Annotated in this window: 17 protein-coding genes; 5 read left to right on the forward strand and 12 right to left on the reverse strand. The window is 52.0% G+C overall.

The window, feature by feature from the left end:
• The first annotated feature begins 193 nt into the window (after nt 1-193).
• From FH871_RS15160 to FH871_RS15175, 4 genes are all read left to right on the forward strand, one after another.
• Nucleotides 194-1,894, forward strand: a complete 1,701-nt coding sequence (locus FH871_RS15160; protein WP_138992261.1) for a hypothetical protein — start codon at nt 194-196, stop codon at nt 1,892-1,894.
• A 140-nt stretch (nt 1,895-2,034) separates the two neighbouring features.
• Nucleotides 2,035-2,538: a hypothetical protein gene (locus tag FH871_RS15165; RefSeq protein WP_138992262.1), complete on the forward strand. Its 504-nt coding sequence runs from the start codon at nt 2,035-2,037 to the stop codon at nt 2,536-2,538.
• Nucleotides 2,539-2,556: 18 nt separating this feature from the next.
• Nucleotides 2,557-2,916, forward strand: coding sequence for an iron chaperone (locus FH871_RS15170; protein WP_138992263.1), 360 nt, complete (start codon nt 2,557-2,559; stop codon nt 2,914-2,916).
• 22 nt (nt 2,917-2,938) lie between these two features.
• Nucleotides 2,939-3,352 (forward strand): DUF6157 family protein, encoded by a 414-nt coding sequence (locus FH871_RS15175; RefSeq protein WP_138992264.1) that lies wholly within the window; start codon nt 2,939-2,941, stop codon nt 3,350-3,352.
• 215 nt (nt 3,353-3,567) lie between these two features.
• Here the strand turns inward: FH871_RS15175 and FH871_RS15180 are convergent, their stop codons facing one another.
• From FH871_RS15180 to FH871_RS15190, 3 genes are all read right to left on the reverse strand, one after another.
• Nucleotides 3,568-3,963: a T9SS type A sorting domain-containing protein gene (locus tag FH871_RS15180; protein ID WP_138992265.1), complete on the reverse strand. Its 396-nt coding sequence runs from the start codon at nt 3,961-3,963 to the stop codon at nt 3,568-3,570.
• 256 nt (nt 3,964-4,219) lie between these two features.
• Entirely contained in the window at nt 4,220-4,672 is a 453-nt protein-coding gene (locus FH871_RS15185) for a DUF4440 domain-containing protein (protein ID WP_138992266.1), read from the reverse strand.
• Nucleotides 4,673-4,715: 43 nt separating this feature from the next.
• Nucleotides 4,716-5,243 (reverse strand): YMGG-like glycine zipper-containing protein, encoded by a 528-nt coding sequence (locus tag FH871_RS15190; protein ID WP_138992267.1) that lies wholly within the window; start codon nt 5,241-5,243, stop codon nt 4,716-4,718.
• A 188-nt stretch (nt 5,244-5,431) separates the two neighbouring features.
• Between FH871_RS15190 and FH871_RS15195 the strand changes: the two genes are divergently transcribed.
• Complete coding sequence (locus FH871_RS15195) at nt 5,432-5,863, forward strand: VOC family protein (protein ID WP_138992268.1); 432 nt, start codon at nt 5,432-5,434, stop codon at nt 5,861-5,863.
• 87 nt (nt 5,864-5,950) lie between these two features.
• Here FH871_RS15195 and FH871_RS15200 read toward each other — a convergent pair whose 3' ends face one another.
• The 9 genes from FH871_RS15200 to FH871_RS15240 form a co-directional block, all read right to left on the reverse strand.
• Complete coding sequence (locus tag FH871_RS15200) at nt 5,951-7,186, reverse strand: multidrug effflux MFS transporter (RefSeq protein ID WP_138992269.1); 1,236 nt, start codon at nt 7,184-7,186, stop codon at nt 5,951-5,953.
• Between the two features lie 117 nt (nt 7,187-7,303).
• Nucleotides 7,304-8,308, reverse strand: coding sequence for a porin family protein (locus FH871_RS15205; RefSeq protein ID WP_138992270.1), 1,005 nt, complete (start codon nt 8,306-8,308; stop codon nt 7,304-7,306).
• A 251-nt stretch (nt 8,309-8,559) separates the two neighbouring features.
• Nucleotides 8,560-9,240, reverse strand: coding sequence for an SGNH/GDSL hydrolase family protein (locus FH871_RS15210; protein ID WP_138992271.1), 681 nt, complete (start codon nt 9,238-9,240; stop codon nt 8,560-8,562).
• Nucleotides 9,241-9,402: 162 nt separating this feature from the next.
• The gene (locus FH871_RS15215; protein ID WP_229317310.1) at nt 9,403-9,843 is read right to left on the reverse strand and encodes a response regulator; all 441 of its coding nucleotides are present in this window, start codon (nt 9,841-9,843) and stop codon (nt 9,403-9,405) included.
• Nucleotides 9,844-10,000: 157 nt separating this feature from the next.
• Entirely contained in the window at nt 10,001-10,630 is a 630-nt protein-coding gene (locus FH871_RS15220) for a response regulator transcription factor (RefSeq protein ID WP_138992272.1), read from the reverse strand.
• Nucleotides 10,631-10,675: 45 nt separating this feature from the next.
• On the reverse strand, nt 10,676-12,598 hold the full coding sequence (locus FH871_RS15225; RefSeq protein ID WP_138992273.1) for a nucleoside-diphosphate sugar epimerase/dehydratase: 1,923 nt from the start codon (nt 12,596-12,598) through the stop codon (nt 10,676-10,678).
• A gap of 161 nt (nt 12,599-12,759) precedes the next feature.
• Complete coding sequence (locus FH871_RS15230) at nt 12,760-13,986, reverse strand: ice-binding family protein (protein ID WP_138992274.1); 1,227 nt, start codon at nt 13,984-13,986, stop codon at nt 12,760-12,762.
• 97 nt (nt 13,987-14,083) lie between these two features.
• Entirely contained in the window at nt 14,084-14,602 is a 519-nt protein-coding gene (locus FH871_RS15235) for an AraC family transcriptional regulator (protein ID WP_229317312.1), read from the reverse strand.
• 276 nt (nt 14,603-14,878) lie between these two features.
• Nucleotides 14,879-16,372: an arabinose isomerase gene (locus tag FH871_RS15240; RefSeq protein ID WP_138992275.1), complete on the reverse strand. Its 1,494-nt coding sequence runs from the start codon at nt 16,370-16,372 to the stop codon at nt 14,879-14,881.
• Nucleotides 16,373-16,444: the final 72 nt, after the last annotated feature.

Raw genomic sequence — 16,444 nt, forward strand, 5'->3', positions numbered from 1 at the left:
GTGTTTGAGCAGTGGCAATCAGGGAGTCACGCTCTGGTGTAGGAATTAAACGACGCCCCGGCCGATGGTTTTGATACCGCTGCTCTGTCGCTTGCCTTCTCCCAATTCGGTAAATAAAATGAATTATTCAAAAGTGGAATGAAAGACAAGTCAACTTCAAACATTTATCTTGCAACCACTTATCTACTTCACGATGAACACCGAGTATTCGCCCCCCCTCACCCGCGCTCAGGAATCCCGTCTGGCCATTGAAAAACTTTATATCACGATGCGTCACCTGTTCAACCGGGGATTTTATAAACCGTCCGGTGTATCGGGTGAAGAAATCCGGCAGGCCCTGCTGACCCTCCGCCCCGAAATCTACGGCTCGGTCAACGATCCGCAACGGGTTGAATTAGACGGCCTTGTGTATGTCATGGACCGCTTGCCGAAGGGCATCGAAGCGTGCCGGGTCATTACGCTGGTGTCGCGCGAAGGGTTTGAGCATTCGCGGTTTCCGGTGCTGGTGCCGGCCAAACGCCGTCGGAACTGTTACCGCGTCGACAATGAGCAAATGGTGATCGAGGTCACGAACGGCCGCAGCGAGATCTACGACATTCTGACCCACCTCACCTTCCTGTTCATGGAAGCCGACAAAATCCGGCGGAATGTGTTCATCGAACGGGGCAACAAACTCCGCGAATGGGAAAAACTGGAAGCCATCATTAAATCAGGCGGCACGGTCAAGGAGGAAGAACAGGAACTGGCCCTGATGTACCTGAGTTCGATTCTGGGCCGGACGTTTGAAGAAACGCAGCAGGCTTACCACCGGTTTGCGGAAAATGCCGGAACCAACAACGGTTTATTCCAGATTGTCTATGGCCTGGGCTGCGTGTCGGTACGGGAAATTCAGGAGAAAAAAGTCGACCGCGAAATCAACTTTACCCCCATGCTGCGGGAACGCGTCGGGCAACATCTGTATGGCGAACGCTGGGCCACCCGCATCAAACACTATATTCAGAGCAACGGCTGGCAAAACCGCCCGATTCACGTCATCAGCGCCAATCCGCACAGCGTTGTCAACTGCCTGTATGCCCCGGCCGCGCTGGCCGAGGTAACGTCCTGGGACAACCTCTACGACCTGGCTTACAAACTCAGCCAACCCGCGCAACAGGAACTCCGCCAGCAGGTGACCGAATTTGCCGAAGCCCACGGTTTGCACGAGCTGGAGGATCTGGGCGGCACGAATCTGCTGGTGCAGGTGATCGATACCGCCCAACTCGATGCCACGAAACTGTCGCCCGAAATCGCCCACGACCCGGTTTTGATTCAGGAAACCCAACCGCTGCTGCTGGTGATGGACTACGCGTTTGGCGAACAGGCCTTTGAAACAATGGACGAATTACTGAAACCGTATGACCACGGCGACGAGTCGTTTGCGCTGAATGTAGCCTCCATCTCAATCATGGGCAAAGCCGGTATTCTAACCGGCGATAAGGGCGACCTCATGATTCCAACTTCGCACATTTTTGAGGGAACCGCCGACAATTACCCGCTGGAAAACGACTTTTCCATTGCCGATTTTGCCGGTTTTGGCATCGATGCCTACGAGGGCGCGATGATCACGGTGTTGGGAACGTCATTGCAGAACAAAGACATTCTGTCGTATTTCAAAAACTCGTCGTGGAAAGCCGTCGGACTCGAAATGGAAGGCGCGCATTACCAGAAAGCGATTCAGTCACACGCCAAAATCCGGGGCAGCGTACAGCCCAGCATGAAGGTTCGGTATGCCTATTACGCGTCGGACAACCCCCTGCTCACGGGTGCGACACTGGCCTCCGGAAGTTTGGGTACCCTAGGCGTAAAACCGACGTATTTGATTACAATGAAGTGTTTGGAGAAAATTTTGGGGTAGGAACGCGGATGAAACGGATTGAACCGATTTAAACGGATTTTCATCTGTGATCATCCGTTCAATCCGTTTCATCCGCGTTCCTATCCCAAAACGAAAACAGCTTTAAGCGAATACTTAGTTAAACGAAATAACAGGAAGAAATGAAACCCAATCCCTTCCAAACCTATTTCTTAACCTGTTTTCTTCTGCTCATCCCCATTCTGGTCTGGAATCTGGCCTTTTCGAACCAACTGCCGCCCGTTTTTCAACCTGCGGTATTTTGGAAGGACATCCCTCCACTTTTAGCTTTTGGCGAAAATGGCCTGAGATGGCTGGTCTTTGGATTGGCTTACCTGATGCCGCTTTCGCTGGCGTTGAGAACCCAGAAAGCCGGGTTTATTGTGTATGGGGCCGGCCTGGTCCTCTACTTTTCCTCGTGGCTCGTTCTGCTCTATGCACCCGATAGTCCGTGGAGCCACAGCCTGTGGGGCTTTCTGGCTCCCGCCTATACACCCTTTGTCTGGTTAATGGGGATCGGATTGATTGGCCGCTCGTTTTCTTTCAATCTGCCCTATCGGCCTTGGATTTTCGGAGCGGTTTCAGTACTTTTTCTCCTGTTTCATCTCTCACACGCCTTCTTGGTCTATAAAAGACTTCATGAATAAAGAAACCCTTTTCCGCGTATGAACAAACCAGCCAGCATCGACGAATACATCGCCGGTTTTCCGCCCCAAATACAGGAACGGTTGCAACAAATTCGGGAAACCGTTCAGAAAGCGGCCCCCGATGCGGAAGAAACCATTAGCTACAACATGCCGACGTTCAGGCTGAACGGTTATCTGATTCATTTTGCGGCCCATAAAAACCACATCGGGATGTACCCCGCCCCCAAAGGCAACGACGCTTTTCGGGAAGCGCTCTCACCCTACAAAGGATCGAAAAGCACGGTTCAATTTGCGTATGGCAAACCACTGCCGCTGGCCCTGATCACCGATCTCATCCAATTCAGAATGGCCGAAACCGGCGGAAAGGTGTTACAGTAGAAATTTCCAATCGACGTTTACCATGAAAATTCACACCACCAACTATACCAACACGCTCATCGCCATTGCCGACGACTGCCCCGCCAGTCGGGGAGAAATTCCACCGCAGAAAGGCGACGCCAAATCGGTGGCCGCCCGGCAGTTTGAGATGCTGAGCCAAAAACCGTATCAATACACCTCGGATGATGTTTTGTTTCAGGTGTATGCCGACCGGAACGACCTCACGGAAAGTGAACGGCCAGCCGCCCGGCAGCAGTTCTTTTCCAAGGGACAGCCGTGTTTTCGGGCTTCTCCCCTGACCAAACGCTACGGCTGGGGTATTCACAGCGACGAAAACGGGCGGATTGCCCTGCTGGGTTGCGAAACGGAAGCGTATGAAAAATTGGCCAACGATGTTACACTTCAAGTCGTCAAAGCCATGAAATCAAGCCGATAAACGTTGCGACTTCCAGCCACCTGATGCGAACGAAAAAACAAATCCCGGCAAGCAGTCGGGATTTGTGGCGTTAAATCTAAATCGTTGAAACAGAATCTGTCGGAAATCCCCAGCCTGTTTGGATTACCCAATGAACATGAGAATACGAAAGAATTGCAAAGCTACCTCGAATTCCACTGCGGGTGGGTTATCAAATCGTGAAGGATTTCCGCTGCTTACTTCAAACTCACTTCACGGTGCGCAACTTCAACGGGGGTGCTGGTTTGCACTTTCACCGTTTTGACGTCGGTTTTGACCCCGTCGGAAACTTCCACTTTGTAAATTCCATCTTCCAGGTTGTTCAGGTCAAACCGGATGATCGACGACTCGTTGTCTTTGCCCAGTTTCAAAACCGTTAAGGTTTGCCCGGCTTCATCGACCAACCGGATATCGACTTTGCTGTCTTTCGGTTTGCTGACGTTCACACTCACCTTCATGCTGTTAATCACCGGATAAACCGCCGATTGAAACGTGGATTTGGGCTCGGCGTTTTCTTTGTTGTCAGCGGCAAACGAAGCAGAAGAGGTACTCAGGGCCAAAGCAAGCAGAGCGGAAGCGAATAAGGTTTTCATTGTATTGGTTGTTTAAGGATGTTGTTAGCGTTTGTTGTTACTGCCGTTTTCCGGCTGCTGCGACGTTGCCGCCGTTTTGATGATTCAAAGGTAGCCATTTCATAAGGTACCTTGCTATACATAGTACTTTGGCGGTATAAATACCGGGATGAATGGTTGGTGGAATGGATAAACAAAAGGAATCGCCCGCACCAACAACCGGCAGGTTGTCAGAACGGGCGATGAGATCTGAAGAAACTCTTAAAAATACGGGTTCTTACTTGACCCGAACGGGAAGGTCTTCCAGTTGAGCATAGCTGAGCTTCCAGGTGTTGTCAGCTCCTTTTTTCCAGAGCAGCATATAGTTCCCTTCACCGGTCCCGTGCGGTTCATCCGGGTTGGCGGGCAACACATCCACAGAGAACGTCCCGGCTTCATAGGCGGTTTGCTGATCGGTTGATGAACTGACCGCGAACGTTTTCAAATCGTCCAGCGTCGGCAAGGTGGCCCGAACCCATTTAGTGGCGACTTCGGACTTGCCCTGCCAGTGGCTGCTGCCCTGTACAAACTGAACATCGTCGGCCAGAAACCCGACAATTTTATCGGCTTCTTTCGTATTCCAGGCGGTGATAAACTGCTTATTCAGTTCCTGCACATTGACTGTTTCATTGGCTGGCGAGCAGGCCGTAGTCAGCGTTGCCAGCATCAGTATGGCGATGAATGCTTTCATGGTGTTTGCAATTTTAAGGTGTGATGAACAAGACGGAATGACGTTACCAGCTTTTCTGGCGGTATTCGGTCGCTCCATACGGCGCTGCCTGATCCCCGTAATACGGATTGGGCAGATAGCCCTGGTTCAGGATATACAAGGCCGGATTGCTCTCGGTTTCCGGGACTGACACTGGTTGAACGGCACTGAAGGCCGGTTTTGTTGTCGACACGGCAGGTCTGGCGGCCACGGCGGTACGCTTCGTAATGGAAGGAGCCGCTCCCGTGCTGGTGGCCAGCGGCCGTTCTGCCGCCCGGCGACCGGCTTCCTGCCAGGCCGCTTTCTTGCGTTTGTTGTCGATGTGTTTCCCGACAGCGTACCCGGCGGCACCGCCGACTACTCCACCGACGACTCCACCCACCACGCGATTCCGTTTATGGATGATGGCACCGGCGGCTGCTCCGGTTCCGGCCCCAATGGCGGTTCCTTTGGCCTGAGGGCTCCAGCTTTTCAGAATTTGAGCCTCCATTGAATGACCCGCCAGCAGTGCCACCAGCAGCATCAGGATAAAACCATTATGATTCGTTTTCATAGCGTTCTACGTTAAGTTGAATGCCCTATAGACACGCTTATGTGCCAATAGTTTAAAAAACGGTAACATTAAAGAAATGTTTGATGCGCAAAAAGTCGCAATCGACCCGGTCAATGTCGCAGTCATACACCCCGAAAAACCGGGTTCGGCCGTACTTTTGTCAGGTAAACTTTAAACCACAAATACACATGGCCACTCAAATTTTTGTAAACCTGCCCGTTAAAGACCTGAACAGATCTGTCGATTTTTTTACAAAGCTTGGTTACCGCTTTAACCCCCAGTTTACGGACGAAAAAGCCACCTGTATGATCATCAGCGAGGATATTTTTGTCATGCTGCTGGTGGAACCGTTCTTCCAGTCATTCACCAAAAAAGCGATTGCCGATTCGACCCAAACCACCGAATCGATCATCTGCCTTTCTGCCGAAAGCCGGGAGGCTGTCGATGAGCTGGTCAGCAAAGCGGTGGCAGCCGGTGGAAAAACACCGAATGAAAAACAGGATCAGGGCTTTATGTACGGACACGGTTTTGAGGACCTGGACGGACACCTGTGGGAAGTAATGTGGATGGACCCCAGCGCCATCGAACAGGAACAACCAGCAGCCGAAGCCAGTAAGTAAACACCGGAAAGACTTCAATTTGTAACGCATAAAAAAACCGTAGCGAGGCTCGCTACGGTTTTTTTATGCGTTTGATACAACCATCTCTTACAACGCCACTTCCGAAAGTGATTCTTCAAAACCGGCTTTCTTCGCCCGGTAATGAATCACCCGTTGTCCTGTCACAAAAATAGCCAGACCACTCACCACGCAGATCAGCATCGTACCTACCATCGGTATGGCGGTGTGGTTGTGGAAAATGCTGACGACTGCGGAAACCAACGCACCAAAGCCCATCCGGAAGCTGCCCATCAGTGCGGCCGCGCTACCCGCATGACGGGAGAAGGGAGAAAGTGAAAGTGCCGAGGCATTCGGGCCGGTCAGTCCCTGACCGGCGAGAAACAAAAACAGCATGGCGATCAAACCGTAGGGGCCAAACCAGCCCGCCCAGGTTCCCCAAACCATCAGCAAGCCGACTATGGATTGGTAGGTCAACGTGGCATAAATGATCTGCTCGCTCCGAAACCGCTTCAACAGAATGTGATTCAATTGCGTTGGCGCAATCATGCTAATGGCTAAAAAGGCAAACACCCAGCCATATTGCTGCTCACTGATCCGGTAGATGTTCATAAAGACATCGGGTGAACCGGAAATATAGGCGAAAGGAGCCGATGTGGCAATCCCGCCCACCAGCGTATAGGTCAAAAACTGTGGATGTTTTGCCACCGTCAGAAAGCTACTCAGAACGGCTTTGGGCCGGAGGGACAACGAGGGATCGGCTTTTTTACCATCGGGCAAAACAAAATAAATAGCCACCAGAATGAGCGCGGTTATACCCGCCAGAATCAGGAATATCGAATGCCAGCCCAAGGCCACCGTGGCATAACCGCCTACCGTGGGCGCAATCATCGGCGAAATGGCCAGCACCAGCGTCAGCAGCGAAAAAACCTGGGCAATCTTTGAAACCGGAAATAAATCGCGCACCAGTGCCTGAGCCGCCACCAACCCGACACAGCCCCCGACAGCCTGCAAAAGCCGCATCAAAATCAGGGTTTCGATCGACGTCGTTTGCGCACAGCCAATCGAGGCCAGTAGATACAGCACCAGCCCCGCATACAACGGGCGTTTCCGACCATAGCGATCCAACAGCGGTCCATACAGGAGTTGCCCCACCGAAATACCGATCAGGTAAGCGGTCAGTGAAAGCTGCACCTGTTCGATGGTGGTGTTGAGGCTTTTCGCAATGGCCGGAAAACCCGGCAGATACATGTCAATGGAAAATGGACTGATCGTAGTGAGCGTTCCTAAAATCAGGATCACAATAAAATGCTGTCGGCGCGTCATGAACTGCGGAAGAGGTTCTTGCAAAAGTACGCGCAACGACCACCGATTGTTCCCGATATTGTATTTTTTTTAGAAAACGGTCCAAAAACATCTCCTATTCTGTGTACTTCCTGTGTCTTAGAACTTAAAACCAAGGCTGGCGCTGACCATTCGAAGCTTGGCATTCTCGGCCTTATACACGTCTTTGATGCCATGATGGTAGGACACATCGAGGGTAACCGGCCCCAGATCGAAGCCCACACCGCCCAGTACATTGACGACGGTTTTGTTGTAATCGTCGTCGGTCAGGTTGAAATCATTTTTATCGGCATTCAGTAAATACGACAATTCGGCCCCCGCCTGAATCCGGATTCCCGTCCGCTTGGTCTGGGTCATGGCCGGCCGAAACCCGATCTGGAGCGGAATCTGAACGTAATGGGTATTGATGGTGCTGTTGATGTCGTCCAGCGAGGTTCCTTTATCGTCCTTGCTGTAGAGTTTCGACGAAACGCCCACGTATTCAACACCCAATTGCCCAAACAGCCGTCCTCCTCCGCGAACGTAAACGCCGAGTTGGTAGCCCACCCGGGCTTTGGATTCCAGGCTATCCTGATCCGTCGAATACTTCGAAAAATTGGGTCCGGCGTAAACCCCAATCGAAACGTTGTCGCGTTTGAGCACTTTTTCCGGTTTCGACAGGCGGTTCGGCGAAGTGGCTGTTGTAGCCTCTTTCAATTGCCCAAGATCCGTTTGCATGCTGTCAATTTTGGTGTTCTGAGCCTCGATCATCTTGCGCAAAGCCCGAATTTCATCCGGGTTCGATGCCACGTTCGCTGTCGAAAAAACCGCAGAACCTGTGGTTACCTGGCCGTCGCGGGGCAGACTGACCGACGATTGTGATTCATAGACGGGTGAATCAACAGAAAGTGATGCCGTCGATCCGGAAACGGGTGCCGGGATCGAAAACGAATGGGTCAGGCGTTTTTCCGTTACCCGTTTTTCATAAATGACAGACTCGGTGCGTTCGATCACCGGCGCTTCGGTTCGCAGGTCGGTTTTTTCGGATGAAACTGTCGGCTGTTGCGCCCACGAAGGAGCTTGAGTGACAAATGCAAGGGTAGCTACAAAGAGAATCCGATTCATCGGTCTTGGTCGTAAAAGTGAGAAATCATTTCCTATTGGAAGGATTTCGGATCAAAAAGTCACTTTCAGGAACAGAAGACGGTTTTTCGGATTAATATTATTTAATAAATTCTTGAAATAGTAAAACTTAAAAAGCGAAAATGAGCACTAAAAAACAGACCCATTTGCCGGTCTTCCTGCAATGGAACCACTCACAAGCGGTGTCGTCCCTGCATCTAAATGAACGAACGCGCTCACACCAACGGAAAGATTTATTGGTTGGTCAGGACGTTCATACTCTGGAAAATTCGCTCGGCCACTTTCTGATTTCCCTTCTCGTTGAGGTGTAAGGGATCGAACCGCAATGATCTCGGCACCACATCATCCGTATGATCGACAATATCCAGGTAGCTCGACCGGTCATATTGTGACAGTAAATACGCGTGAATATTGACATAATGATCGCCATAGATCGTAAACAATTCGCCATTCAGTTTCATGATGGCGTCGTGGCCTGCCCCAAAAACGTCTTCGTTCTGGCCAAAGCTACCATTTACAATGCTCAGTACCAGATACCGATCGTGCCCTAACGCCTTCACCATCGACGCGATGTCGGCTTTGATTTGTTCGGGTTCGAGGTAATTATTGCGACCCGCCCAAATGATCGTATTGTACGAATGTTTGTCCGTTGCAGCCAGCATTCGCTTGGCAATCTGGTAGCTTTTTTCTCCGGAGATTCCCTCGTTCACAAACGTGTACTGCGGGGCCAGTTTCTGTAGCTCAATCAGATACGAGCTGCCATTGCTGCCCTCCGTCATGCTATCCCCCCACCCTACAATGACATTCGAGCCTTTGTCTTTGGGCGATAATCCATCAAAAAGGGTACAACCTAAAACCGTGTAAACGACTAAAAAAAAGCTCAGCCGGGAAAAAATACGAAACAGAATGGCCATAGAATGCGGAAACCAAGGCTGGAAAAAATACGAGATTCAGGAGCCGCCCCCTGTCGAACCCAACCGACTTCATCGGCTGCGACACGGTGTTTTCGGTCGAATAGTAAACGGCTGATTCAATCCCGAAATTGTATGGCTCTTCTAATTGACCAAACAGAGCGGTTACAACGTGCTGTTGGGATGCAGACAGTTCTGCCAGTAGGCAACGAGAAGTTTCATTTGCTGTTGAAAACCGGCATAGTCCGACGCTTTCTGGAAAAAGCCCTGAACTTCCTGTTCATAGGCTTCACGGATGATGTCGGGGTTGGCGGCAGTTGTCAAATACACAAACGGAATGGATTTCTGGCGCAGATAGTCACTCTTGTTGATCCGCCGGCGCAGTTCCAGCCCGTTCATGATGGGCATGTTGATGTCACACAAAATCAGGAAAGGCTGTTCGTCGGTCGCTTCCAGATACTGCAAAGCCAGTTGGCCATTGGAGAAAAAACGGATTTCGTTGGAAATGTCCAACTGCTTTATAATTTGCGCCAGCAGAAATTGGTCGTCATCATCATCCTCGATAGAAATAATGGGACCTTTCAATGACAGGTTACTTTGAGCCATACGGGGTCAGTTGCCTACGGTTGTTTACAAATATACATCAACATTTGTACGATTTTTGTAAACAGGGCCGACCAACTGCCGGAAGCACCGTGCTCAGACTTCCGGACACGGCGGGTATTTTTTTCAAAACCAGCGTTGAAAAGCCCGGGGGCCTTTGTTAAATCAAGCGGTATAATTCGGCCAAATCCTTGAGCATGATGACGTTATCGACCCGCAGTTTGTCATAAATCCGGGCTTTGTGCGTCCCAACCGTGGAAGTATGAATATTTAAATAATCGGCAATGGTGCTCACCGATGTGCCTTTGAACAGATGTTGGGCAATTTCAAACTCCCGGTTCGACAGCAGTTGAAAAGGATCCAGTTCGTCCGCCTGATGCCGGTCTTCCTGCGTCTGGTCCAGCAACGAGGGATCCATGTATTTTCGGCCCGCCAGGATACTCCGCACCGCCATCAGGATTTCCGGGTCGCCCGCTTCTTTGCTCAAATACCCCTTTACCCCCATTTGCAGATACCGCTTCAGGAACGCATATTTGGTGACGGTCGTGAAGAGAAGGATGGGTAGATCAGGCACCATTTTGCGGAGATTTTCCAGAAAACTGAACGTATCGGTATTCGGCAGGTTCAGTTCCATGATCACCAGATCATAGTCCATGTCCATGATTTTCCGGAAAGCCACCCCGCCATTCTGAGCCTCGTCGATCTGGATCGTGCCGTAGTAGTCTTTCAACAACAGACGGATGCCCGAGCGCACAATAGAATGGCCATCGACAACTACTAATTTATGCATGATTCGGTTGGTGTTTGTTCCGGATCGACCGCCCTTCGGCCGGTCTTAATAATCCAGCGTGCTGAATTCGGAGTTGTTGCTGATAAATTCCGGAATGATTCGTTTGATGCTGCTCACCAAAGCCCGGTCATTGCCATCGGCGAGTTGGTGACGAAGTTGTTCCAGACAAAACCGGATTTCCTCCGCATGCAGGGCCGCCACCCGGGCAATCATAATTTTGGGATGGTGGGTGGGCAGTGTGCGTTCGTTCGTATGCAGCAGTTCTTCATAGAGTTTCTCACCCGGTCGCAAACCGGTAAAAACAATCTTGATGTCCTGCCCGCCCGGCTCGCGCGAAAGCCGGATCATCTTCCGGGCCAGATCCACAATCCGGACCGGTTCACCCATATCGAAGACAAAGACCTCTCCACCCTGCCCCATCGCCCCGGCTTCGAGCACCAGCTGGCAGGATTCCGGTATGGTCATGAAATACCGCCGAACCTCGGGATGGGTTACCGTCACCGGGCCACCCGCCTGAATCTGCTGCCGAAAAACCGTTACCACCGAGCCGTTGGAACCCAGCACGTTGCCAAACCGGGTGATCATAAAACGCGTCCGGCGCAGCAGCGAATCCGAATGGTTCAGGCTCTGGACATACAGCTCGGCCAGCCGCTTGGTCGCTCCCATCACATTGGTCGGATTGACGGCTTTGTCGGTCGAGATCATCACAAACCGCTGTACGCCGTATTCCAGCGCCAGATCGGCCATGACCTGTGTGCCGAGCACATTGACCCGCACAGCCTCGAACGGATGCTCTTCCATCAGCGGAACGTGTTTGTAGGCTGCGGCATGAAAAACCAGCGTCGGCCGGGTATCCCGAAACACGTGCTGCATTCGCGTCTGGTTGGACACATCGGCGATTTTAATGACCAGTCGGATCTCGTTCAGGGCGGTTTTAAAGTGCTGGCGGAGTTGAAACTCCAGGTCGAACAGGGCCGATTCGGCCTGATCGACCAGCACAATCGTACGCGGATGATGGCTCAGCAACTGACGCACCAGTTCACTCCCAATGGAACCGGCTGCGCCCGTCACCATCACCACCTGGTCATCGAGCTGTGCCCGCAGAGTGTCATTGAAAAGCTGAATCGGGGCTCTTTCGAGCAAATCTTCAATGCAAATGTCACGAATTTGCAGTGCATCGAAACGGCCGTCCATCCACTGCCGGACCCCGGGGACGGTTTTGACCGGAATATCGTATTGGAGAAAAAAGTCGGTAATCTGCGTCCGCTGGTGGGGGGTAATGGATTCCATCGCCAGAATAACCTGGGGCAGAACGGTCTGGCCCTTGATAAACCGCTGGTAAGCCTGCTGACGGGATAGCACCTCGACCCCTTCCAGGACTTTACCCCGTTTGGCGGGATCATCATCCACAAATGCCAGCATCTGATACCAGTGATCCGCATCCTGTTCCAGGGCCTTGCGGGTGAGCAGTCCGGTTTGGCCCGCGCCATAAATCAGGACGGGCTGGCGACGCCCGCCCCCCACCAGCAGCAAATGCCAGTAAAGTGCCTTCGCACCAAACCGGCTGGCGGCCAGAATAACCAGACAGCAGCAATAGTCGATGAGCAGAATGGAAACCGGCACATACAGCGTCCACGGCCCACTTCCCAAAGCCAGCAGGCCGGAAACCAGCGCCGTTAGTGCCGTGCTCATCGAAACCGCCAGCCCCAGCAGCCGCAGGTCTTCCAGGCTGGTGTGCCGGATAATGCCGCGGTAAGATCCCACCAGAACGAAGCAGATTAACCGACAGAGCGTGGTGATCAACAAACCAGCCAGCAGATTATCCCCGTTCATGACGCTGAAATCAAAATTAAACCGCAGACCATAAGCAAGGGCAAAAGCAATACCGGTTATGATCGTATCAGTCAGCAGAATCAGGTAGCTGGACAGAAAACGGTTGGTATGCGTTCGGAGGTAGTTCTCGATCATTCGTGATACGCAGATAAGGGAGCCGAAAAAGTCGGAATGACCGCACAAAGCTGTGCCAGGGTGAACCGAAATCACCGTTGAATTGCTCCAGAATGGACTATTGAGAATCGAAGGCCAGCCCGCCATAAAGACGATAACCAGCCAATCAGGTAAACAACCGGTTACTCCACAATAAAACGGTGCTGGCGTACCTGCCCCCGTTCCTGCACCTTGAGGATGTAGGCACCGGACGATAGACCTGTCGATTTCAGCAGCAGATTCCCCGACTGAATGCCGGTTTTCTGGAGCGACTGCAAACGTCCATCGGCACTGTAAAACCCCAGAATGGCGGTTTCCGGCTCATCCAGCCGCAGCACAAAGCGTTCCCCACGAGCCACCGGATTGGGATACACCCCGTAGGCATCATCCCGCAACACCATCGAAACCGCCCGGTAAACGGTCGATCGACCGTTTAAATCCGTCTGCGTCAGGCGGTAATAACTGGTGCCGGAGAAGGGCGTCTGGTCGGTCAGCCGGTAGGTTTTTAAGGTTGTGCTGTTGGCCGAGACATCGCTTACTTCACCCACGTTATCAAACCGTTGCAAATCCTTGCTCCGCTCAATTAAAAACCCTTTGTTGTTGGTTTCCAGCGATGTCGTCAAGGCTAGTTCGACCGTGCGATTGGCTTGTGCTTTCGCCGTGAAGCTGACCAACGTTACTGGCAACGGGGCTGCCGCCGGAACGATAACCGTGCTGGCATTGATGGTAATGGCTCCCGCTGTTGAAAGCGCTCGCCCTTCCAGCAGGGTGGTATTCAGCACGATGGCGTCCAGCGCGACGATGGTTCCTCTAAACGTCGAGCCGGTTCCCAGGGTGGCGGCTCCGTTGATTTGAAAAAACACGTTTTCAACGGTAGCTCCGTTCGTCAGCACAATATTTGAATTGGTGCCGGTTACCAGAGCACTGTTTAACTTGATGATAAAAATACCGGCTCCGCTCAAAGTCAGCGTACCGTTCAGGGTAGTCGGTGATGCGGAAGTCTGGCAGGAAACACCCGGATTCAACGTCTGTCCTCCCAGTTCCACCCCGATAGCCGTCGGATTACAGGGAGCGGCAAGCAGAGAACTGTAGGCCAACGCGACATCAGTCGCTGCCTGGATCGATTCCGGGCTTCCTTGCGTGCGTGTACTGCCCGTAACAGTGGCCGTTTCAAAACCGCTGATGGATCCGACATTGGTTCCGATGTCACCCGTAATCTGGGAAGCTCCGTCGTTCAAAAGCGCACCGTTGGCGGTAAATAAAGCAAAGGTAGACGTGGTTCCGAGGGGAGGGGCGCTCTGTCCGAAACCGATGAACGGTAAGGCGAACAAGGCACTGTAGGCCAGGCTGTTAAGTAGTTTTCGTTTCATAGTCGTTGAATGATCAGACTGGTTTTGTTTTGCAGTGCTAAGATGGGCTTTCGCAAACTCGTATATGTTACACAATTCCTCAGAAAGGTTACATTATTCACACATTTTCAAGCGTATTGCGTCCATTTTGTTTGAGTTGCTTGTAATTGGAAGGCGTTACTCCGGTCACCTTTTTGAACTGGTTGGACAAATGGGCGACACTGCTGTAATTGAGTTTGTAGGAGATTTGGGTGAGATTGAGTTCGTCGTACCGCAGCAATTCTTTTGCCCGTTCTATCTTATGAGCAATGATGTATTTTTCAATAGTCGTACCTTCCGCTTCCGAGAACAGGTTGGCGAGGTAGGTATAATCATACTTCAGTTTCGAACTGATGTAGTCCGAATTCTTCATTTTGGGAAGCTCATCGGTGTAGTGAACCAGCTCCACAATGACGTTTTTCACTTTTTCGATGAGCACTTCTTTTTTATCGTCAATCAGTTCGAGCCCGGCTTCCAATAAACCGGTTCGCAACTGATCCATTTGTCCGACAGAAATTGTCCCCCGAACCTCTACTTCACCGAGATCGACCACTTCACAATCCAGGCCGGTCGTTTTAAAAATTGCCTGTACAATCATTTTGCAACGAACACTAACCATATACCGGATAAAGACTTTCACCTTGTTTTTGCTGAACAGCGTATGAAGAAAACTCACTAAGAGAGGGGGCCGGGTCACCAGTTCGGTGACAAGAGAAGAAGCAGCAGAAGGGAAAAAAGAGGGAATCTTTACTAAACGGTCCTTGGTTTTGTATATGCAAAAATCGATCCAGAAATTCCAATTTATCAGACAAAGAAGATTTAATAATCGGGTTAGCCAAGACCGGGCGGCCGGTGCCGTTGTAATCTTGACCCGCTAACACACCTGAATCACCTCCACCTTCAGCAACGCCCCCAGTTTGGCCAGTTTGGATGCAATATGCCCTACCCCCACCGCGCAGTGGTGCGCCGGGCCGTGGCTGTTCCAGGTCTGTACGAAGTTCCGCGCACCCGGCGAAAACCGGTAGCGGCTGTTGGTGTTGCCAATGTGCAGAATCGGTCCCGGCACAGATTCGCCTTCCGCGACCAGCAGGCTGATTTTCCCGTTTCCGTTCTCCACCACCGACAGGAGTGTTACCGGCCCGTTTTTCACCGACATTTCCACCGAAAGGCCCCGACCCACTTTGCCATGATACACGTAGAGCGGGCGAACCTTGGTTTTGCCCTCGGCGATGCGGATGTGACCGGGACCATCGTGGCCCATCAGCACCACATCGGCGGCAAAGTCCATGGCGTAATATTCCGTAAACGAACCGCCAACGCCGAAGCTGTCCATGATCTTCATGGCCTGGGCATTCTTGACTTCATATTCACCCGCCACCGGAATGCCCCGCGCCGTCAGCAGTGAATTACCGAGAATCACCGAACTCATCGTGTCTTCATTCGCCGGATTGCCGCTGCCTTTGTGGTAATACGCCAGCGAACCCAATCCGTGGGTTTCCACCAACTGATCCAGCGCCACGGAGGTTCGGGCAGCCCGATCGAGTTCCTCAGGTAAACAATCGGCCTGAACGTCGAAGGTTTCGGCAAAAACCGCCGTTCGCCCGGCAATCTGTTCCGTCGAAACCGCTTCCCGCAGGGCAGACAACTCATCAACTTCCACAATTTTCATGTGGCCGCCGAAGGTTGCGTTTTGCAGCGTCAGATCGGAATAAATGTCGAGCATGCCGCTGTAATAATTGCCCATCAAACCCAGGCAGTTGTGCGCCATGACATGGGCCACCCGCCCGGCTTCGATCCACTCATCGATTTCCTGCCAGCCCTCGGGGTCGTTTTCGAGCATACCAGTAACCTGGTGAAACGGAATACCAGCCCGCCGGAACACGTTGGCCATTTCGGGAACGGGGCAGGCCGAGCAGTAGGCCAGCCATTCGCCGGTCATCCGGGTTCGGTCATTCAACTGATTGAACCACCCGTAGTTGATGGCCGGTTCGGGGGCTAAATTCAGGACGATCACCGGCACTTTGGCCCGCTGCACCACCGGCAACACCGTCGCCGACAGCGCGTAGGTCGTCACGTAAATAAACAACAGATCGATGTCGGCCTGCCGGAACTGGTGACCGGCCGCCAGGGCTTTTTCCGGCGAATCGACCAGGCCCAGATTAACCACATCGACACCCGGGCGACGGAACCGCGACTCGACGCGCTGCAGATAGCCTTTCAACCGGGCTTCCAGACCGTCGAATTGCGCCCAGTAGGTATCCAGACCAATTCCGAATAAACCGACTTTAAACGGAAACGATGAAGTGTTGAACGTGGCTACGGTTCCTTCAACGGATTGACCGGTTTCGACTCTCTGATTCGCTTTCATAGACCATTCATAATTGACGTATTGGCTCATTTTCTAAAATAGTATTGGCAAGTAAACCGCCAATCGGTACTT

The sequence above is a fragment of the Larkinella sp. C7 genome (assembly GCF_006149005.1).
GTDB lineage: Bacteria > Bacteroidota > Bacteroidia > Cytophagales > Spirosomataceae > Larkinella.

Coding starts and splice junctions, on each gene's coding strand:
- FH871_RS15160 (WP_138992261.1), top strand. CDS start 194: ATGAACACCGAGTATTCGCCCCCCCTCACCCGCGCTCAGGAATCCCGT.
- FH871_RS15165 (WP_138992262.1), top strand. CDS start 2,035: ATGAAACCCAATCCCTTCCAAACCTATTTCTTAACCTGTTTTCTTCTG.
- FH871_RS15170 (WP_138992263.1), top strand. CDS start 2,557: ATGAACAAACCAGCCAGCATCGACGAATACATCGCCGGTTTTCCGCCC.
- FH871_RS15175 (WP_138992264.1), top strand. CDS start 2,939: ATGAAAATTCACACCACCAACTATACCAACACGCTCATCGCCATTGCC.
- FH871_RS15180 (WP_138992265.1), bottom strand. CDS start 3,963: ATGAAAACCTTATTCGCTTCCGCTCTGCTTGCTTTGGCCCTGAGTACC.
- FH871_RS15185 (WP_138992266.1), bottom strand. CDS start 4,672: ATGAAAGCATTCATCGCCATACTGATGCTGGCAACGCTGACTACGGCC.
- FH871_RS15190 (WP_138992267.1), bottom strand. CDS start 5,243: ATGAAAACGAATCATAATGGTTTTATCCTGATGCTGCTGGTGGCACTG.
- FH871_RS15195 (WP_138992268.1), top strand. CDS start 5,432: ATGGCCACTCAAATTTTTGTAAACCTGCCCGTTAAAGACCTGAACAGA.
- FH871_RS15200 (WP_138992269.1), bottom strand. CDS start 7,186: ATGACGCGCCGACAGCATTTTATTGTGATCCTGATTTTAGGAACGCTC.
- FH871_RS15205 (WP_138992270.1), bottom strand. CDS start 8,308: ATGAATCGGATTCTCTTTGTAGCTACCCTTGCATTTGTCACTCAAGCT.
- FH871_RS15210 (WP_138992271.1), bottom strand. CDS start 9,240: ATGGCCATTCTGTTTCGTATTTTTTCCCGGCTGAGCTTTTTTTTAGTC.
- FH871_RS15215 (WP_229317310.1), bottom strand. CDS start 9,843: ATGGCTCAAAGTAACCTGTCATTGAAAGGTCCCATTATTTCTATCGAG.
- FH871_RS15220 (WP_138992272.1), bottom strand. CDS start 10,630: ATGCATAAATTAGTAGTTGTCGATGGCCATTCTATTGTGCGCTCGGGC.
- FH871_RS15225 (WP_138992273.1), bottom strand. CDS start 12,598: ATGATCGAGAACTACCTCCGAACGCATACCAACCGTTTTCTGTCCAGC.
- FH871_RS15230 (WP_138992274.1), bottom strand. CDS start 13,986: ATGAAACGAAAACTACTTAACAGCCTGGCCTACAGTGCCTTGTTCGCC.
- FH871_RS15235 (WP_229317312.1), bottom strand. CDS start 14,602: ATGATTGTACAGGCAATTTTTAAAACGACCGGCCTGGATTGTGAAGTG.
- FH871_RS15240 (WP_138992275.1), bottom strand. CDS start 16,372: ATGAAAGCGAATCAGAGAGTCGAAACCGGTCAATCCGTTGAAGGAACC.